This window comes from Chitinophaga agrisoli, from assembly GCF_008386695.1.
GTDB classification, from domain to species: Bacteria; Bacteroidota; Bacteroidia; order Chitinophagales; family Chitinophagaceae; genus Chitinophaga; species Chitinophaga agrisoli.
Map to the genome: position 1 here is coordinate 921,483 of NZ_VUOC01000004.1, position 19,125 is coordinate 940,607.

The 19,125-nt window shown below is 50.3% G+C and carries 16 protein-coding genes; 8 read left to right on the top strand and 8 right to left on the bottom strand.

Annotated features, from left to right (window positions below; genetic code table 11):
* Positions 1 to 64 precede the first annotated feature (64 nt).
* The 3 genes from F0L74_RS22780 (at position 65) to F0L74_RS22790 (ending at position 2,730) form a co-directional block, all read left to right on the top strand.
* Positions 65 to 799 (top strand): DUF481 domain-containing protein, encoded by a 735-nt coding sequence (locus F0L74_RS22780; RefSeq protein ID WP_246197791.1) that lies wholly within the window; start codon positions 65 to 67, stop codon positions 797 to 799.
* Positions 800 to 897: 98 nt separating this feature from the next.
* On the top strand, positions 898 to 1,779 hold the full coding sequence (locus F0L74_RS22785) for an alpha/beta hydrolase family protein (RefSeq protein WP_213087055.1): 882 nt from the start codon (positions 898 to 900) through the stop codon (positions 1,777 to 1,779).
* Between the two features lie 3 nt (positions 1,780 to 1,782).
* Complete coding sequence (locus F0L74_RS22790) at positions 1,783 to 2,730, top strand: HEAT repeat domain-containing protein (RefSeq protein WP_149840220.1); 948 nt, start codon at positions 1,783 to 1,785, stop codon at positions 2,728 to 2,730.
* Between the two features lie 4 nt (positions 2,731 to 2,734).
* Here the strand turns inward: F0L74_RS22790 and F0L74_RS22795 are convergent, their stop codons facing one another.
* Positions 2,735 to 3,988, bottom strand: coding sequence for an NAD(P)/FAD-dependent oxidoreductase (locus tag F0L74_RS22795; protein WP_149840221.1), 1,254 nt, complete (start codon positions 3,986 to 3,988; stop codon positions 2,735 to 2,737).
* Between the two features lie 245 nt (positions 3,989 to 4,233).
* Between F0L74_RS22795 and F0L74_RS22800 the strand changes: the two genes are divergently transcribed.
* Positions 4,234 to 7,053: a TonB dependent receptor gene (locus F0L74_RS22800; protein ID WP_149840222.1), complete on the top strand. Its 2,820-nt coding sequence runs from the start codon at positions 4,234 to 4,236 to the stop codon at positions 7,051 to 7,053.
* A 20-nt stretch (positions 7,054 to 7,073) separates the two neighbouring features.
* On the opposite strand, the gene F0L74_RS22805 is transcribed toward F0L74_RS22800, so the two are convergent.
* Positions 7,074 to 7,874 (bottom strand): GLPGLI family protein, encoded by an 801-nt coding sequence (locus F0L74_RS22805; RefSeq protein ID WP_188316121.1) that lies wholly within the window; start codon positions 7,872 to 7,874, stop codon positions 7,074 to 7,076.
* A 151-nt stretch (positions 7,875 to 8,025) separates the two neighbouring features.
* On the opposite strand from F0L74_RS22805, the gene F0L74_RS22810 reads away from it, so the two are divergent.
* Positions 8,026 to 9,561 (top strand): sensor histidine kinase, encoded by a 1,536-nt coding sequence (locus F0L74_RS22810; protein WP_149840224.1) that lies wholly within the window; start codon positions 8,026 to 8,028, stop codon positions 9,559 to 9,561.
* Entirely contained in the window at positions 9,558 to 10,244 is a 687-nt protein-coding gene (locus F0L74_RS22815; protein ID WP_149840225.1) for a response regulator transcription factor, read from the top strand. Before F0L74_RS22810 ends, F0L74_RS22815 begins: the two co-directional genes overlap by 4 nt.
* A 4-nt stretch (positions 10,245 to 10,248) precedes the next feature.
* On the opposite strand, the gene F0L74_RS22820 is transcribed toward F0L74_RS22815, so the two are convergent.
* Positions 10,249 to 11,001: a hypothetical protein gene (locus F0L74_RS22820; protein WP_149840226.1), complete on the bottom strand. Its 753-nt coding sequence runs from the start codon at positions 10,999 to 11,001 to the stop codon at positions 10,249 to 10,251.
* Positions 11,002 to 11,152: 151 nt separating this feature from the next.
* Here F0L74_RS22820 and F0L74_RS22825 point away from each other — a divergent pair, with 151 nt between their 5' ends.
* Entirely contained in the window at positions 11,153 to 11,392 is a 240-nt protein-coding gene (locus F0L74_RS22825) for a hexameric tyrosine-coordinated heme protein (RefSeq protein ID WP_149840227.1), read from the top strand.
* A gap of 168 nt (positions 11,393 to 11,560) precedes the next feature.
* Positions 11,561 to 12,202 carry a Crp/Fnr family transcriptional regulator gene (locus F0L74_RS22830; RefSeq protein ID WP_149840228.1) on the top strand — a complete coding sequence of 214 codons (642 nt, stop codon included), beginning with the start codon at positions 11,561 to 11,563 and terminating at the stop codon, positions 12,200 to 12,202.
* An 84-nt stretch (positions 12,203 to 12,286) separates the two neighbouring features.
* On the opposite strand, the gene F0L74_RS22835 is transcribed toward F0L74_RS22830, so the two are convergent.
* The 5 genes from F0L74_RS22835 to F0L74_RS22855 form a co-directional block, all read right to left on the bottom strand.
* On the bottom strand, positions 12,287 to 13,048 hold the full coding sequence (locus tag F0L74_RS22835; protein ID WP_149840229.1) for an MBL fold metallo-hydrolase: 762 nt from the start codon (positions 13,046 to 13,048) through the stop codon (positions 12,287 to 12,289).
* A 25-nt stretch (positions 13,049 to 13,073) separates the two neighbouring features.
* Positions 13,074 to 13,442: a nuclear transport factor 2 family protein gene (locus F0L74_RS22840; RefSeq protein WP_149840230.1), complete on the bottom strand. Its 369-nt coding sequence runs from the start codon at positions 13,440 to 13,442 to the stop codon at positions 13,074 to 13,076.
* Between the two features lie 36 nt (positions 13,443 to 13,478).
* On the bottom strand, positions 13,479 to 14,213 hold the full coding sequence (locus F0L74_RS22845; protein WP_149840231.1) for an SDR family NAD(P)-dependent oxidoreductase: 735 nt from the start codon (positions 14,211 to 14,213) through the stop codon (positions 13,479 to 13,481).
* A gap of 77 nt (positions 14,214 to 14,290) precedes the next feature.
* The gene (locus F0L74_RS22850) at positions 14,291 to 14,797 is read right to left on the bottom strand and encodes a hypothetical protein (protein WP_149840232.1); all 507 of its coding nucleotides are present in this window, start codon (positions 14,795 to 14,797) and stop codon (positions 14,291 to 14,293) included.
* A gap of 36 nt (positions 14,798 to 14,833) precedes the next feature.
* Entirely contained in the window at positions 14,834 to 19,000 is a 4,167-nt protein-coding gene (locus tag F0L74_RS22855) for a hypothetical protein (RefSeq protein WP_149840233.1), read from the bottom strand.
* Positions 19,001 to 19,125 lie beyond the last annotated feature (125 nt).

Here is a 19,125-nt window from a genome sequence, read left to right on the forward strand (position 1 = left end):
TATTCCATTGATCAGCAAGCACTTCAGGCACGTTAATTGCGGCCCATAGGGCCATAACGAATGGATGATGAAGTGTATACCTGTTATATTACTACTGCTGTTATGCCGCCTCAGCGCCTTTGCACAGTTCAGCGACTCTACGCATTACTATGTAAAGTATGCTTCTACCGGCTCCATAAACCGCACCAATGACGGTAACTCTTACCTGCTGAACAATGCGCTGGCATTTAAGATCAGCAAGAAAAAAGTGGTGCTGAACGCTGATGGGGGCTATGTGTACGGCCAGCAGGACAAACAACTGACCAATAACGATGTAACCGCCTCCCTTAATTTTAACCTGTACCGGGATGACCGCCGTTTCTTTTACTGGGGGCTCACCAGTTATGATAAAAGCTATTCCCTGAAGATCAATAACCGTTTCCAGGGCGGCGGCGGCATTGCATATGATATCATCAGCAAACCTAATGCAACTGTAAACCTGAGTGACGGGATCCTGTTTGAGACCAGCGACCTGTACCTGCATGATACCATCCCGGATATTTACCATACATTCCGTAACTCTTTCCGGGTCTATTACAAATGGACCATTAAAGGGATCATTGTGCTGGAGGGCGCCCAGTTCCTGCAGCAATCCCTGTCACATGGCAATGATCTCATCATTAAGAGCAATAATTCCCTTTCCATTAAGCTAAGCTCGTGGCTGGCTATTACCGCAGCGCTGAGCTATAATAAACTAAACCGTACAGACAGGGAAAATTTACTGATCAATTACGGATTAACGATAGAGAAGTACTTCTGATAAAAAAGACCGGCGTAAAAAATAAGGTATCTTATTTTTTTTAAGGAAGCTGTTATCGTATTTTGTATCAGGAACGAAAAGAACAGGAGCATATGACAATGGCAGATAAAAATATATTTACAGCGCACAGGCAGCTAGAGATCACCGGTAAAGACAATAATTTCCCCTTCCCGGTATTAATTCAGTATCCAACGCATGTACCGTCAATAACTACCAGCATTGGCCCCTACCAGATGGATGTAAGTGTGGACGCGGATATTATAACCGGCCAGCGGTTTCCGTTGGTGATCCTGTCACATGGTAATAATGGCTCCCCTTTTTTTTACAGGACCATCAGCACCTGGCTGGCACAAAAAGGCTTTATTGTTGCGCTGCCAGCGCACTATGGCAATAATAGCAATGCCCCCAGTGCGCCAGGCACGGTTGAGAATTTAACATTACGGCCCAGACATATGAGCCTGGTCATAGACCATATACTGGCGGATCCTTCTTTTGCGGATAGCATAGATACCAGCAAAATAGCCGTAATCGGGCACTCTATAGGCGCCTATACCGCGCTGGCCCTGGCTGGCGGCCAGGCCAAAACAGAAGATGGAGCGCCGGTAGCAATATTCCCTGACAGCAGGATAAAAGCAATGGTATTGCTGGCGCCTGCCACCGTTTGGTTAAATGATTCCGGTAAAAATGTTAACATTCCCATACTGCTATTAACCGCAGAACACGATGACAGGGCGCCGGCCTGGCATGCAGAGATCGTTTTTAAAATAGTGACCGATCCGGCATTGATCGATTTCCGGGAGATAAAGAACGCGGGGCACTATTCTTTTCTCAGCCCTTTTCCGGAGACAATGAAAAAAACCGATTTTCCTTTGTCCACCGATCCTGACGGTTTTGACAGAGCGGCATTCCACCAGGAGCTGCCGGTTATGATACTCGATTTTCTGAAAGAAAAACTGGATGTTTCTACTATAAACGAGTAAAGTATGGAAACCTATTTAACAGATCTTATCCAACGGATGCTGGATAAAAGCGACCAGGATACGGTCCGGATCAGTTCCGATACTATTTCATGGAAAGCATTGCGGGAAGCGGAGAAAATAGCCAACGATCGCTATATTCCCCAGCTTATTGATTTTATCGACAACGAAAAAGATAAGGAAAAGCGGGGCCGTGCCTATTTTTTGCTGGGACATATCACCCGGAACACCCAAAACGCTACGGCCACCGGATACCTGATCAGCAGGATCGATAAGGAAAAAGACAAGTATGTTCTCTCCACACTGTTAGACAGGATCCAATACCTGGATAAACCGCTCAATACAGACATAACGCCCATCATACATGCTACCCGCTCCAATCAATGGCAGATCAGGGATAGCGCAATAAGCGCATTAAAAGGTTCCAAAGATCCATTAGCGGAAGATACGCTGATCGATATCATCAAAGATCCAGGCAGCAAAAACGGCTTATGGTATGTTAATTCAACGTTAGCCAATATTGGTACGCGCAAAAGTATCCCCTATTTGCTGGCACTGCTGGACCACAAGCAGCAAGATGTTTCAGGGACCGCGTTAAACGCCATCCTGGCCATTTCTGACGCATCTGACCTGCCGGTCTTTATAACACAACTCGAAAAAGGTAAAAATAAATTCACCGCGCTTTTAGGCGTCATCAGGTATGGAAATGCTACAGTGATCCCAAATGTTGTGAAGCGGATAAAAGAGCTGGTCAGTAAAAAAAGGCCTGTTTATACCGTTGGCGCTAATGGTAATACAGAGATCGTTTATGCGATGGAGTTTTTATCTGGTTTCGCGGCAACAACTGCCGAGCCCAAACAAATGTTCGATCTATTAACTACAAAGAAGCAGGATCTGTTATGGGACAGTGAAAAAGACTGGCTTGCTCAAAACCGGGACAAATTTGATAAATAAAGTATTACCCATTCTTCCCACCCCAGCCCATCAATAACTTAAAATAAAAAGAAGGTTGCTGTAATTTCTTACGGAGGGTCTCTTCATGGAACATACCAGACAGCAGCTCCTGCAGCTGTTGATTACGGGCGCCTTGTTTTATGACCAGGTTGATGAACCAGGGATAGTTCACCATTTTTTGTAGTTTGGCGCTGAGCAGCAACTCAGGCCGCAGCACCCGCCGGATGCTGGCGTCATACCCTGCCAGGGCAGCGGCAGAGCAATCATTGGCGGCCAGCGCCTGCGCTGCCTGCCGGGCGGCCAGGCAGCCGGAATGTAATGCATTGCCAATGCCTTCGCCGGTAAAGGGATTAATAAGGCTGGCGGCATCGCCGGTAAGCATATAACGCTCTCCGGAGAGGGTGCGGTCTTTGCTGCCAAAAGGCAATCCATATCCTTTTATATCACCCATACGCTCCGCATACCGGAAACGCTCCCGCATTACGGGGTCGCCCTCCAGCGTGTCCATCATCAACTTTTTCAGGTCAGCTTTTTTACGCCTGGCCACTTTGCTCAGCATACCTACGCCCACATTCACTTCTCCGTTGGGTAGCGGAAACAGCCACAGGTAACCGGGCAACATATTTTTCAGGAAATGCAGCTCCAGGAAATTATCCGGGTGCACGCCCTGCACATTCCTGTAATAGGCCCTTACACCGGCGGCATAATGCGCGGGCTCCATACGGATGCCGGCCACTTCTTTTGTAAAGCCGGAGTGGGCCCCGTTGGCCACGATCACCAGCCGGGCCTTGATGGCAAACTGGCCGGTACGGTCCGTTAGCAGGTAACCATCCGGCTGCAGCTCATAACGCTCAATGCCCCTGCCTTCCAGCAGCTGTATTTCCGGACGGCGTTTCAGCTCCTCTACCAGGAAATTGTCAAAATCTATCCGTTTGCATACCAGCCCGTGCGGCTCATGCGGCAGCTTCTGATAACGGGGTTTATACATAATATGCATGCCAATACGATTGGGGGCGGTAAAAGTAATGCCCCAGCTGTCCAGCTTCAGCAGGGATTCCCGCAGGCGCTCGCCTATACCCTTATCAATACGGGTAAGCAGCGTAAGCACCTTGCCGCTCAGGCCGTCGCCACATACCTTATCCCGCGGAAAAACCGCCTTATCCACTATTACAGACGGAATGCCCATTACAGCCAGTTGCAGGGCTGCGGCTGCGCCGGCAGGCCCGGCTCCGATAATACAAATGCCGGTTGAGATCATTGTTGTTGATGATTGGGGTAAGCGCTATATACTGGTATCATGCTGTAAGCTGGCGTATCGGTTAAAGGCCAAAAAACGTGTATTGAACGTTCAAATGAACCCGGTCCTTTTAAAAGACCATCCTATATAAATGTATCGAATTTTTCGCATTTATTAACCTTCCTTAACATTAAAGCAAGGCTTGTTAACCTCCTTTTGCAGACCACCGCGCTACTTTCAACACCAGTACCATCAACACTATCGCCATGCATAAAATTTACCTCCTGCTTGCAGCCTGTTGCCTGGGCCTGACCGTACACGCGCAAAGGAACGGGACTGTTAGCGGCGTAGTAACGGATACCATCGCACAGCAACCCGTTATATCCGCTACTATTACAATGCTGAAAAAGAAAGATTCCTCCCTGGTTAGTTTTACCATGACGGACAACAAGGGGCATTTTACGATCAGCAACATCCCCGTGGGGGATTATCGCCTGCTGATCACACATATCAATTACCACGCCGCCGCACGGCCCATCACCATCAGCGCCACGGCCCCGGCAGTACAGCTGCCTGCCATTATACTGCAGGACCTGAGCAGAACGCTCAAAGAAGTGGCCGTTACGGCAGAAGCGCCGCCCGTAACGCTGATAGACGATACCATCCAATACAATGCCGGCTCTTTCAGAACGCCGCCCAATGCCAGCGTGGAACAGCTGCTGAAAAAGCTGCCCGGCGTACAGGTAGATAAAGACGGCACCGTAAAGGCCCAGGGCCAAAAAGTAGGCAAAGTATTGGTGGATGGTAAGGAGTTCTTTGGTAATGATCCCAAAATGGCGACCAAAAACCTGCCTGCAGACGCGGTTGATAAAATACAGGTATTTGACCGCCTGAGCGACGCGGCACAACTTACCGGCTTTGACGATGGCAACAGCGAAAAGACCATCAACCTGAAACTAAAAGAAGACAAAAAGAAAGGCCAATTCGGTAAGATCAACGCAGGCGCCGGTACGAACGACCGTTATGAAGGGCGTTTTAATATAAACTCCTTCGAGGGCGCCCGGCAGCTATCCGCTATTGGCCTGGCCAATAACGTTAACGCGGAAGGTTTTTCTTTTATGGATCTTATGAACTTTAGCGGGGAGCAAAGCCGTATGCAGCAAAGCGGCAATGGCAGCATGAGCTTTAAAATGGATGGCAATGACCTCGCCAGCACCCTGATGGGCAGCGGTAGTGGCAACGGCATCAAGACCATCTGGGGCGGCGGCGTAAACTATAACAATAGCATTGGCGCTCAATCAAACCTGAACGGCAGCTATTTCTACAACCGTTATAACCCGCACCAGGAGAGCACCGTGCAGCGGCAATACTTTCTGCCGGATTCGTCTTATTTCTATAACCAGCAAGCCGTCACCGATAACCTGAATAACAGCCACCGCCTTAACCTGGTAGCGGAGATAGGCATTGACTCCTTTCACTCCATCAAGATCTCCCCTTCCGTAGGTTACCAGGAAACCCGCAACAGCAGCTCCAGCAACTATACTACTTTACTGGAAAACGGGCAGCTGGCCAACCAGGGGCACAGCAATAACTCCAACAACGGGCATGGCAGCAATTTCAGGAACGACCTGCTGTTCCGTAAGAAATTTCACCGTAAAGGCAGGACCTTGTCCCTTAGCCTGCAAAACAGCATAAATGAAAGCCAAAGCCATGGCAGCCTGGAAACAGTGAACCAGTTCTACAACCGCAGCGCCTCTTTACCGGCATATGACTCCATTGACCAACGGAACTATACCTCCGGCAAATTTAACAGCTATAATGCCCGGGCCGTGTATACAGAGCCCCTGTTTAAACATTCCCTGCTGGAACTAAGCCTGGGTCACAGCAACAACCACAGCACATCCGACAAAGTAACCTATGATTACAACGGGTTAAACGGCAAGTTTGACCAGCTGAATCCCGCGCTCACCAATAACTTTGAAAACGATTATGGTTATACCAATGCAGGCCTCCGCCTGCGCACACAACGTAAACGACTTAGTCTGGCGGCGGGCATTAACTGGCAGCAGGCCACGCTGCAGGGTAAGATCATAGCCGGCGCCACGGACTCTGTGATCCGCAAGACCTTTTACAATATGCTGCCCACCTTCCGGTTCAAGTACGATTTTACCCGTTTCCGCCATCTCAGCATCAACTATGCGGCGCTCACCAACCAGCCCACCCTCGCACAACTGCAGCCCGTGCCGGATATTACAGACCCGCTCAATATCCACGCAGGCAACCCGGACCTGCAGCAGGAGCTTACGCATGCCGTACAGCTGAACTATGTATCTGTGGATCCTTTCCGGAATAAGAACCTGTTCGCCTTTTTTAACCTGCAGGAAACGCAGCATAAGATCGTGAATTATGATGTGGTGGATAGCCTGGGCGTAAAACGCAGCCAGCCGGTGAATGTAAACGGCGTATATAACATGACGGGCAATATTAGCCTGGGTTTGCCCCTGCCGGTCGTGAACGGCACGGTGAACATCAGCACCAACCTGGGATACAGCAAAACAAAACAGTTCATCAATACAGCCCCTAACACCATCCGCACCTTTACCATGGGGCCTGCCGCGCGTTTTGACCTGCAGCCGTATGACAAACTGGACCTTTCGTTAAGCGCCGGGCTTAATTATTACAGCACCATCTATACCCTGCAGGCGGCTTTTAATACCCGGTATTTCTCACAACAGTATGCCGCGGAGATCGACTGGCAGCTGCCGGCAAATTATTATCTGAATACCAGCTTCACCTATACGCTGAATGGCGACCGTGCCGCCGGCTTTAATGCACACGTACCTTTATGGAACGCCTCCTTTAGCAAGCAGTTCCTGCGTTTTAACCGGGGAGAGTTAAAGCTGAGCGTATTTGACCTGCTGAACCAGAATGTAGGCATCAGCCGCAGCAGCAACCAGAACTATGTAGAAGACAGCCGGGTCACCAACCTGCAGCGTTTTTTTATGCTGAGCTTTACGTATAGTCTGAGCAAAACAGGGTTAACCACAAGGGATAAGGGCCGGGGCTTAAAGATGATACGGCCGTAAAGCAGGCGTCACGGCGGCTGCTATCCTCCTATACGTATATTCCCGCCCCTGCCAACATTGCGTTGCATGGCCGCCATAAACTTCTTCCGTTCTGCCGCAAACTCCGCTGCGCTGAGGGATTTACCTTTAGCCGGCGGCTTTATGGCTGCCAGATCTGTTTTAGCGGATAGCTCCACCGCCTGGTACATAACACGGCCATTATCCATCTCCAGGCCCAGGATAAGACCGGGTAATTGCCCCTGGTACTCCGGGCCAGCCGGCGCAGGTACAGACAGGGTGAACCACGCAGTGACGGTGACCGTATCGGGCGCTTCCAGCATCTTCATCATCCCATTTTCCAGACCAGGCCGCATACGTATGCCAATACGCTGCGCTACCGCCTGCTGGCAGGGGTAGTTGAGGATAGTGGATGTACGGCCGGTCAGCTTCCAGTTTAACCGCTGTATGGTATCCGTAATAACATAGTTACGGCCTCCCAGCTCCCGTTGCGACACTACCTTACCGGCGGCAAAATCAGTAAAGGTTTCATTATCACTGCCGCCACCGGGCGCAATTACATCCAGGTGCATACCGCCGCCGCTGGCTTCCATCGCTTCCGGCAGCTCATCATCGATAGCGCGGCGCAGGCATTGCCCATTGCCAAACAGCACTTCCAGCCGGTCCTTGCGGGTAGAGGGCGGCATACGTTGCGGGGCGGCGCCGGGCGGCAAAAATAGCTGCAGCTGTAATGTGCGCTCGTATACTACCCGGCCGCCTGTTTGCTGGCCATGTACGGATAACAGTACCAGGCCCATGGAAAATGTTAAGCAGATCTTTTTCATACGCATGCTTTTAGGCAATAAAGCTATCCCCTTATGACCGCAAGGCAGGTTAATAAGCCTTGCAGCAAGGTTAATGAAGGTTAATATTTATTGAAGTGGGAAAAGGATCTGGCACAATTGCCGTAGTATTGTCCTGTAAACCGTTCCATGCGTGCGATATAAACTTTCCATACCGGTGACCGTTTCCCTGATCATGCTTACGATCCTGGTGATCACTGCTTTCCAGGCCTATTGGCTGCGCAAGAACTACCGGGATGAGCAACGGCTTTTCACCACGCGCACCAACCTGCTTTTCCGGGCCACCGTTTTCCGCCTGCAGGCATATCATATGAAGCTGGATACCAATATCCGCATCCGCATGGATGAACGGGAGGGCATGATAGGCATGGCCAATGTACTGGAAGAGAAGATGCGCCATGCGGATGCCGCCAGCGGCACAAAACGCACCATGTTCATCCGGTTCAATGATGCCGGCGTTCCGCCAGGCAGCCCCCCGCTGCAGCGCGCACCCGGCGACAGACGGCCACTTAAAGACTCGCTGGATATCCAGTACCGGCGTGCCAAAGCCCCCGGTGAGGACAGGTTTGATTACCTGGTGAACGTAGACTCCCTGCATGATACCCTGGCTGTAAAGGATATAACACGCCGCTACCAACTGGCGCTGGCCCGGGAAAAGATCCCGGTAGCCTTCCAGATCCAGGCTTTTCCGGCAGACACCTCCCAACGCAGGATAGGGCCTTTCCCGGATGACCTGGAAAACAATACCGTTACCCTGGGTTTTGCCACTCCCATCAGCTACCGCGTTAACTTTGAGAATAATACCTGGTACCTGCTGCGGCGTATCAGTCAGCCTATACTCATTTCCGCCTTCCTGCTGGGCGTAACAGGCCTCTCCTTCCTGTTGCTCTACCGCAACCTGCAACAGCAGCAAAAGCTGGCCCAGCAGAAGAACGACTTCATCAGCAATATGACGCATGAGCTCAAAACGCCCATCGCCACCGTGAGCGTAGCCATTGAGGCGTTACGCAATTTCCAGGTGCTCGATGACCCGCAGGCCACGCATGAATACCTGGAGATCTCCGCCAATGAAATGCAGCGCCTGAGCCTACTGGTGGATAAGGTGCTGAAGCTCTCCATGTTCGAGAACCGCGAGATAGCGCTGAACAAAGAGACCTTTGACCTGCGCGCCCTGGCCAGGAGCGTAATGGCCTCCATGAAACTGCAGTTTGAGCAACGGCAGGCTACCACTGCTTTAAAGACCACCGGCAGCAATTTTATCATCAACGCGGATAAGCTGCATATGTCCAGCGTACTGTATAACCTGCTGGACAATGCCCTGAAATACAGCCTTAACAACCCGGACATACTCGTGCATATCATCGACCATAAACAATACATAGAACTGCGGGTAAGCGATAACGGCATAGGCATTGCCGGGGAATACCGGAACAGGATCTTTGAAAAGTTCTTCCGGGTGCCTAGCAGCGGCAACCGGCATAACATCAAAGGGTATGGACTGGGCTTAAGTTATGTATCGCATATCCTGCAACGCCACATGGGCTTTATAGAGGTAAGCAGCGAACTGGGTAAAGGCAGCATCTTTTCCGTGAAACTGCCTTTTGCGGAGGCTCCCGTTGTTTACTATGATAATGGCCGCCGTATAGGCTCAAAAAACAATATAATATGAGCGCCAGGATCCTATATGCAGAAGACGAGCTATCATTGGGCAAGATCGTAAAAGAAAGCCTGCAGCGCAGGGGATTTGAGGTGATACTGGAAAGCGATGGCGGCAAAGTGCTATCCCTGTTCCGGGAGCTGCGCCCCACCGTTTGCGTGCTGGATGTGATGCTGCCCAACCGCGATGGCTTTGAGATAGCGGAAGATATACGCGCCCTGGACCCCGAAGTGCCCATCCTGTTCCTTACCGCTAAAACACAGACCGCGGACCTGGTAAAGGGTTTTACCCTGGGCGGTAATGACTATATCCGCAAGCCCTTTAGCCTGGAAGAGCTGATCGTGCGTATAGACAATGTACTGCGCAGAGCAGAAAAGCCGGCGGCCATATCGCCGGCAGACCATATCCGGATAGGCAAATTCCGCTTTTATACCAACCGCCAGCTGCTGGCCCATGGCGATACAGAACAAAAACTATCCTACCGGGAAAGCGAGCTCCTGCGGCTGCTGTATGAGCACCGCGATAGCCTGATAGACCGTAAAGTGATACTGGAATTATTATGGGGCCATGATGGCTTCTTTAACAGCCGTAACCTGGATGTGTATATCGCCCGGCTACGGGTGCGCCTCCGGGAGGATGATCAGCTGGAGATCCTAACCATTAAAGGCAAAGGCTATCGTTTTGTGCTGGGTTAAGGCCTTATCTCATCCACCCTTCGATCTTATACACTTTCTCCATTAATTTCCTTTCCGGGCCGCCATCCGCCGGGTCAAACCATACCTCAAAGCGGGCGGCATAGGGCTTACCCCAGTCGCCTTCGTAGATGGTAAAATCACCTGTAGTCTCATAGCGGGTATAGTGCTCCCCTGCAGCACTGTCAATTGTTATGGAAGAGCGGCTCCGTAATGTTTCTACGGACAATGCATCATTATGGGTTACTTCATATGCCTTTAGGAAAACATGGCCACGGCCGGTGTTTTTTAACCAGCAATCATATTCAAATATTCCCGGTTGGATCCCATTGTACAGCTGAAAATCCATTTTTTCCTTCAGCAGTCCGGTAATGGAATCCGGCCGGTTATGCTCAAAACCCAGGTTAACAGGATCGTTGATAACTATATTGTCTGGTATCTTCAACTTGTCCGCATACCCATCCCCGGATGTATCGCCGGCCGCCTCCAGCACAACGGCAATTACAAAAATAATAAGCCCCGTGATCGTGATCATGGGCGTCAGGAAACTTATAACAGCCGGTATCCATCTCCTCCTTATAAGCAGGCGCAGGCCGGAAGCCAGCACAGCTATCAGGGTTAAAACTGTTAATACCAGTAAGGTGATCTCCAGGGTAGGCTGCTGATACAGCACGCTGGGAATAAAACAGGCAAGCATGATGATAAAGAATAACAAGGGCCGTCCCCATTTGTCAAAATACCAGGTCCAGATTTTCTTCATTGTTCCGCTTTTAGGTAAGGGTATTACAATATAAGAAAAATTGGGGAGTTAATGCGTAGATCAGTGTAGGTTATAAGCAATTGGTAACATTGGTCACTGATCAGCGGTGAACAACATTTTACCTTTGCCTTGCAACTAAAAAACTAAACATATGTCAGACGCTATTCAACTCATCCCCAATAATTCTTTGATAACAGCCTCCCCGGAAGAAGGCAGACAGCTGGCCATAAAAATGGCAAGACTGATCATTAAGGCCACCCAGCCGGATGCAGCTGTGCGGGAGCGATTAAGAGGCGTATACGCGGAAGACGCGGGCATGCTGATCGCCATTGGCCAGACAGTAGCGGTAGAATTTGCCACTATTGCAGCGGCTAACAATTACTGGAAATAAAAAAGTGGAGTATCAGTTTTTTGATACTCCCTTTTTACTGCTATTCCTTTAAGGCTGCCGTTACCGTTACTTCCAAATGGGCGCCCAGTGCCATGTAACAATTGTTACCGAACCATGTATGATAATTTTATTTCTTTGCAACAGCGGACTTATTAAAATCCACCGGCTATGGCGATAGAAGCGCAGCATGCGGAAAAAATGAAAACTTGTCTTACAGACCTTAAACAGGACCTGCTGGATGAGATGTTGGAACACGGCAGCATAAAAGCATACCAGGCCGGCGATTTTGTGGTGAAACAGGACGAACAGGTAAAATACCTGCCCATTCTGCTGGAGGGCTGCATAAAAGTATATAGCGACGAAGATGGGGTAAGCTTTTTGCTGTATCATATATTCCCGGCCGGCTCCTGCATCTTCAGCTTTGCCCATTTATTCACCAAAGGGAGCGCCAACTTTTCCGCACAGGCAGCAGACGATTCCCTGCTGTTGCTGATCCCCGCCTTTAAAGTAGCGGAATGGCAAACAAAATATCCCGCCTTTAATGCCCTCATCCTCCGGGAATATCAAAAACACTACCTGGACCTGCTGGAAACCACCCGCCAGGTAGTATACCATAACCTGGAAGACCGGCTGCTCTCCTACCTGCAGGTCAAATCCCTGCACCTGGGGTCTGATCTCCTGGCTATCTCGCACCAGACCATTGCCAACGATTTTGCCACCTCCCGCGAGGTTATCTCCCGGGTGATGAAGAAGATGGAAAAGGATGGCAAGCTGGTACAGGAAGGGCGCAGGATAAGGTTGTTGGGGTGAGGAAAATAACCCATAAAACACCATAAGATTTCCGGGGTGGGGCTACACACAAACACCGGTAAAAACAGCAAGACAAAAAGCACCTTACAATGCAACGCGCTCGCCAGGAGGGAGTATCCGCAAGTGCTCGCCGATACCCAAGGCATTAAACGATTGCTGCAGCATTTCGCCGGTTTCCGTATAGTGGGACCATCCCTCAAAATGCACGGGAATAATAGTAGCCTGTGGAAAAGTAAAGGCAGTATCAATAGCATCGTTAGTACCCATGGTAACGTTAAAAGGCCCACGGGGTTTGGCCGCACCGGCAAAAATAAAGATATGCTGCGGCGCAAAGCGGGCCGCCACTTCCTTAATGCCTTCGTAAAACACCGTGTCGCCGGTAATGTACAGCTGCCGGTCCTGATAGCTTACTACAAAACCCGTTACATCGCCGGTGATCTTTTCCACTCCCATGGGGCCATGCCGGGCAGGGGTACCGGTGATGGTGATCTCCCCTCCTTCCGGCGCCGGCACAGTCACGCTTTCCCAGGGGGCTAAGCCCAGGGCATTACCCTGCAACCTTTCCGCGCCTATTTTAGTAGTGTAGGTGACAGGCGCCGCCTTCATCAGCTCCCGGCCGGCATTATCCAGGTTATCCCCGTGCTGGTCATGGCTCAATAACACCACGTCTATCGGGGGAATGTCTGTAATAGCCGGTCCGGCAGATTTCCAGTAGGCTGGTTTACCATTGATAGAGAAGGTTTCCCCTTTGGGGTCCAGGGTCGGATCGGTCATCAGCCGCAAACCGCCTATCTCCAGGATAACGGTAGGCCCGCCGATATAAATTACGTTCATTGCACTTTTCATACCATTCAGTTTATACGCCGTTTTATCAGCTGATGTCTGAGATCATCTTATTGACAATCACCCAACGGCCATCTAATTTATGAAAGGCCAGGAATTCATCATAATAAAAATCATACATTTTAACGCGTACCCGGGCGGTAGCAATGGTATTGACCGCATCTACGCCAATGATCTCGCCTTTAAAAGGCTTACCGGAATCACGGGGGCTTTGCCGGTTAGCTACGCCATCCAGGTACTGATCCAGCGTTTTGGCATAAGGCTGGCCCTTTACATCGCCAAACAACAGCGTGCCGGGGTGCATTACCTGCCGTAGCATGTCTGTATTCCCTTCATAAATGCCTGTAAAGTACAACTGCTCCAGGGCAGCGCTGATCTGTTCATTGGAAGTTTCCATAACAATTGTTGTTTAAAAAAAGCAGTGGTTAGATCCTTAGTTCAGGTTATGCCCTGCAGCCATACCGCCATCTACGTTAATAATGGCGCCGCTGATAAAACGGCTCTTGGCCACGGTATATACCATTTCTGCAATGTCCTCTACTTCGCCTACACGGTTCAGCAAATGTAAACCAGCGCTCTGGTCTGCATTTTCCCCATGCATGGGCGTACGGATAACGCCAGGCGCCACGGTATTTACGCGGATATTGCGTTTACCAAATTCTGCCGCCAGCTGTACAGTAAGGGAGTGGATAGCGCCTTTGCTGGTCAACGGCGCAGAAGAGGGCGCTCCGCCAAAAGCATGATTAACAAGCGGCGTGCCTATATTAATAACAACGCCGTCCTGCTGTTGCAGCATCTGGGGGATAACTGCCTGTGTGGTGAAATAAGTGCCTTTGAGATTGGTGCTCAGGAAGCGGTCCAGGTAAGCTTCGTCTACTTCCAGGAAAGGCCGGGTCTCAAAAATACCTGCATTATTGATCAGTACGTCTGCTGAGCCAAACCGGGCCACGGCGGTAGCTACCAGTTGTTCGCCGGTGGCTTTTTTGCTCACATCCCCGGCTACCATAGCCAGGTTTTCGCCCCCGCCCAGTTCATTGAACACCTGTTGCAGCTTTTCCGGGGTGGTAGAATTGATCACTACCTTATCGCCCCTTTCCAGGAAATACCGGGCTATCTCTTTGCCTATGCCGGATGATGCTCCGGTGACTATTATAGTTTGCTTTTTCATGTTGTAAATTTTTACAACACAAAGGACGGAAGTATAGCGGAGCTGGTTACGTGATGTACATCACTTTCTGTAAATGGCTATTGTCTGCCCTCCGCTATTATCCGCTTATAAAGCCCCCGTGCGTACTTCAATAATACCTGCTCCTTTTCGGTGAATGCCGGATCCCTTTCTGCCTTTATCTTATGCTCCTTATCTATCCAGCGGATCATTTTGTTATTATAGAAATAGGTACGGTCTTCCGCGATCTGCGTCTCCTTCTCATCAAAGGTGGAGTCATACATAGGCCGGCTATATTTATAATCCCGGTCATAAATAAATACGGGGGCGGCATGGTCAAAATATATCTCCGTGCGCGTTTTACCCATTTCCCCATACACATCCTCCACAATAAGCATCACGGTGTCTTTAGACAGGTAGCCGGTAACTGCGCCACCTTCTGAGCTTTCTTCCTCAGACTCAATTTCAATATGCCGGTAGGTGGAGATCTTTGCATTGATCTGCTGGTACCGCTCACGGATATGGTCCACGCGGCTATCGGCCTGCAGCCATAGAAAGGGGATCAATAACAGGTAAACTAATTTCATTTGGGTTATATATTTTTAATGGTGTTTATCCCGTTATCAGGCCAGGTCGTCAGAATACAGCGCTTTATCCATATTGGCCCTTATTTGCGCCAGTAACGGATTATACGCTTTATTGGCAACGGGGCCTACTACGTTCTGCGCCAGATCCAGGAAATTGGTTTTCTTTAGCGCGCCCGCTGTGGTTCCCTTGGTATTGCTCACTGCTATCAGCCGGCCCATGATAAATTTATCTGCGCCCAGCTGTTCATGTTTGGTAAGACTTTCCACAATAATGAAATTCTTAGGCATATCGCCCAGATTATTTACAGCATCTATGCTGCTATTGGTAATATCCAGGATGGGTATTACATCATCATGCTCCACATTGCCATCCACATCCTGCCAGGTGCGGCTTATACCGGCGTCTATTTCCGCTCTGGGTTTAGGTTCGCTTGCGTCCTGCGTGATCACGGGGGACAGGTCACCATGTACGATCTTAGCCCCACTATCCACCTGTCTCAGGTTGGAGCGGCTATCGCCATTAAATACGCCTATCTCAAAATAGGGGTTCCTGCTGATATAGGGGCTTGCAGGCACATTGGTTTCCGCATGATCCTTGCCCTGTGTAAACCTGTTGGCCAGCAAACCGGCCACTATCAGCGCCTGTTCCCCGCTATCCAGGTAAAACATACGGTAGTCTGTGGCCCCCAGCTTTGACACCACTTTTTTCTCGTACACATCATCGTCGTTCTTAAACTTACCCGCCCGGTCGTGATCCTTGTTGGGGTTTGTGGTAGCCTCCAGGGTAGCTGCGGTATATAACATGGTATATTCCTGCAACTTATCCGTCATATCAGTGGTGATCAGGAAATGTTTGTTCTTTTCCTGCTGGGTATCTTTAGATCCTACCTTATAAAGCCCGGTGGCCTTATCCAATAAAATACCTGACTGCTGTAGTTTGATCAGGATCCTGGTCCTTAGCCATTCAGACACCCGTTTCTTTTCAGCAGGGGCGCCGCCGGCTATCTTTTTCTCCAGCGCGATGAATGCATGACGCATGGCAGTTTTTAACGCCTCTACATAGGCAACCGGTTTGGTGTTATCGGTGGTCAGGGCGTCTATCTGGCCTATATTTGTCAACGCCCGGGCCGACGGGCGCTTATCCTTGCTGGAGAGCTTTTCTACCAGCACTTTAAGACCGTTCCGCAAAGCCTCTACCGGCGTATATCCAGGCCACAAGCGCACAGAGTCTCCTGTATCTGCCAGCGTGGGTCTTTGAAAACCAAAGCTGCCCCTTTCCGTGATCTTCACCTCCTGGTCGCTTGCCAGGTTAAAATCAGTGACCATACCCGGTATCAGTGGCTTGGTCCTATTGTAGGTAGTAGTAACGCCATCATAGATAAACTTACCACCGCCGCTTTTAGGAACTTTAAGGATCAGGCTGGGGTGCCCTTCGGAGCCTATAGCCTCCAACGTCTGCGCACCACCGGATATGGAGTTGATCACATTACTGATCCTGGTCACCAGCTGTCCCCTGTCCTCCAGGAAACCGTCGTGGAAATTGCCATAATCCGCATGGGTAGTGATCTTACCTGCCAGGGCGGTTTTCTGCTTCTCCAGTAAACTATCTGTGGTGGCCGCTTTTTCGCCCACGGTGCGGCTCAGGTCCGGGGCTACATCATGCTCCGGCGCATCAAATAGTTTTTCCTTTGCAGCCTTCTTATTCGGAGCGCCGCCAATGCTGCCAATAATACCCTGCTGGTCTTCCAGGACCCTTAAGTTATGCGAGGGCAGCCCTGCGGAAGCAACAGAAATATCTCCGGTGGTATAGGAAGTGGCGCCTCCCCCGAATGTCCTGGTAGTGGGCGCCCTTCTGTTCTTTGAAGTAGCTCCTTTATCCTGCAGCGCCAGCAAAGCGGGATTAATGGGTTGCAACAGGCTGGATACATCTACCCCATTACTGCCCAACAGCGATGTATACTGCTCATTCAGCGCGTGGTCTGTGCTACTCCTGGCATACAGGCCTCCCCCTCTCCCCTCCCGGTCAAAACCCCGCCCGCCCTGTGCGTTAAAGGAAGCAATGTGTTTATGGAAGAAAACCAGCATGGAGAGGAAATCGCCCTGGATATTATCAAAGCTGATGTTGCCCAGGCCTGTCAGATCCTCTTTGCCCATCAATGCATATAACAGCTGCGTATATTTCTTTTTTGCCTTTTTGGTGGATGATAGCTTAGCGGGTTTATGGTCCTTATACCAATCTTCATTGGCAAAACTATTAAGCCTAGCGGTAGCCCTTACTTCTTCCGGTTTATCCTGGAGCAGCGGTTCCTTCTGCGCAACTACCGCCCAACGCTCTGCGGTCACATTCCCATCATTCTCCGCGCATTCCATTACCAATGCCAGCAGCTTGGCTTTGTCCCAACCGGTAACGCTTAATAGTTTAGTGTAGTCTGCGGCCTTGCTTTTCCCTTTTGTGGTAGCGAAAGCCAGGCCTATCTTCACGGCGTCTGTGGCGTAAGTGCCCGGAATGCCGCCTGCTTTGAGTAGTTCCGTAACGCTTTCAACCTTGTTATTAGTTTTGGCCGCGGCATATACGGGTTTAATTGCATCCAGGTTACCGTATTTACCGGCTTCTTTCACAAAATCTGTGATGTCCTTGATGGCCGTGTAAGTTATAGCCACCAGGAAGGCCGCCATGGCCATAGGCCCGGGCGTACCCGTAACCGTCTTAGCGCCATCATAAAAAGCTTTAATGGCTTTTATATCTCCTTTGGCGCCAACGGCATCGATCAACCCCAGTGTATGCGCCAGGTTATCTGTACCAGCGGCGGTGATCAGCGCCACGGCATCCGTAATATCATCTGAGCGGTGATGTTTATTGAGCTGCGTGAAGATGCTGATCTGTTTGGGCACATCGTCTGTAAACAGTGCAGTGACCGCTTCTTTTCTGGCCTTTGAACCAGCCATCAATAGCACCACCGTACTATTTCTCTGCGTATCATCATCAGGGGCGTCTGTTGTTTTTTTGATCTCCCCTCCCTGGTTGGTGTACTTGGTGGCTAAACCTTTGTTTTTTGTGAGGTATCCATCCAGGGCTTCAAAAGAGACAGGCGCCAGTTTTGTATTGCCAATTTCGCCGGTATCTGCTTTCTTTTTACCGTAATTATAGCTGATATCCGTATCACCGGCTACTTTGGTTTTAAATTTATTGATCGTGTTATAGATCCCGGAATGTAAAGCGTATGCGTTTTTTTGTGCAGCGGCCTTCCGGTCCAATTCCTCTTTTAAAGGCGCCACCTCGCCATCTGCTTTGGCTTGCAGCTTAGCCGCAATCTGATCATACAAGGCGGTATATTCAGCATCATAAGTGATATACATGTCCTTGTAATAAGCCAGCATGGTATCCATTTTCCCTTTCAGGCTGGCATTATATCCATCAATGATAGCGCGCATAGACGCGGTTGCCTTTATCATATGGCCGTTATAGATCTTATCAGCGCCATCCCTGTGCCGTCCGGCAATATCTGCCATGATCAGCCTTGCTGCCTGATAGTCTGCCCATGCTTCTTCATATTGGTTGGCATTGATCTTCCCAACGGCCTTTATCTTTTCTGCGTCCAGTTTTCCTAATTCCTCATCTATATCCCACTGCAGCTGAATAACCTGGCGTTGTACCGGCGCATTGGACGGTACGCGGGCCTGTTTACGCTGCGCAACCGGCCATCCGTCATAGGGCAGCGCCGTTCCCGCGGCAGTAGGTATATAATTGACTGCAGCGCCTCCATATGCTAGCCCGCCCATTTCCGCTGCTCCCGGACCCGCTGACCGTGCTGACGGCATATTGAAGGAAGCAGCAATGATGTCTGCGTGTGGCAGCAGGCTACCCGCCGGCTGTGCACCAGCCGCCTGTTCCGCCAATGGTTGGCCTCCCAGGGACTGACCAGCCGCTGACTGGCCCGCTGGCGGGTCTTCCCGCTCTATTTTTAACTGAAATGGCGGTATTGCCTGCATGGCCGGTCCTGGCTCCTGTGGCGGCGTGAATATACCAATATCCGCCCTTGGCGCCGTTACCTGCTGTACCGGGGCCTCCCCCTCCTGCGAGGTCGTTTTCAATTGCGGTACCGGAGCAACGGTAGCCCTGGCAATGCCGGATGACTGCTGGTTGTGCGCAACTGCACGCGAGGTAGTTGGTATAGGAACTGCATTTTTAGGATCGTGCGCCATGCATAGAGGGAATTGGATAGATATTCAGTTCAGGCAAAATACAATTTATTCCATTATGCAGAGATACTAATTATCAACGGGCTATACGGCTAGTAACCAGGAATGCGGCATTGGGGTGACCAAAA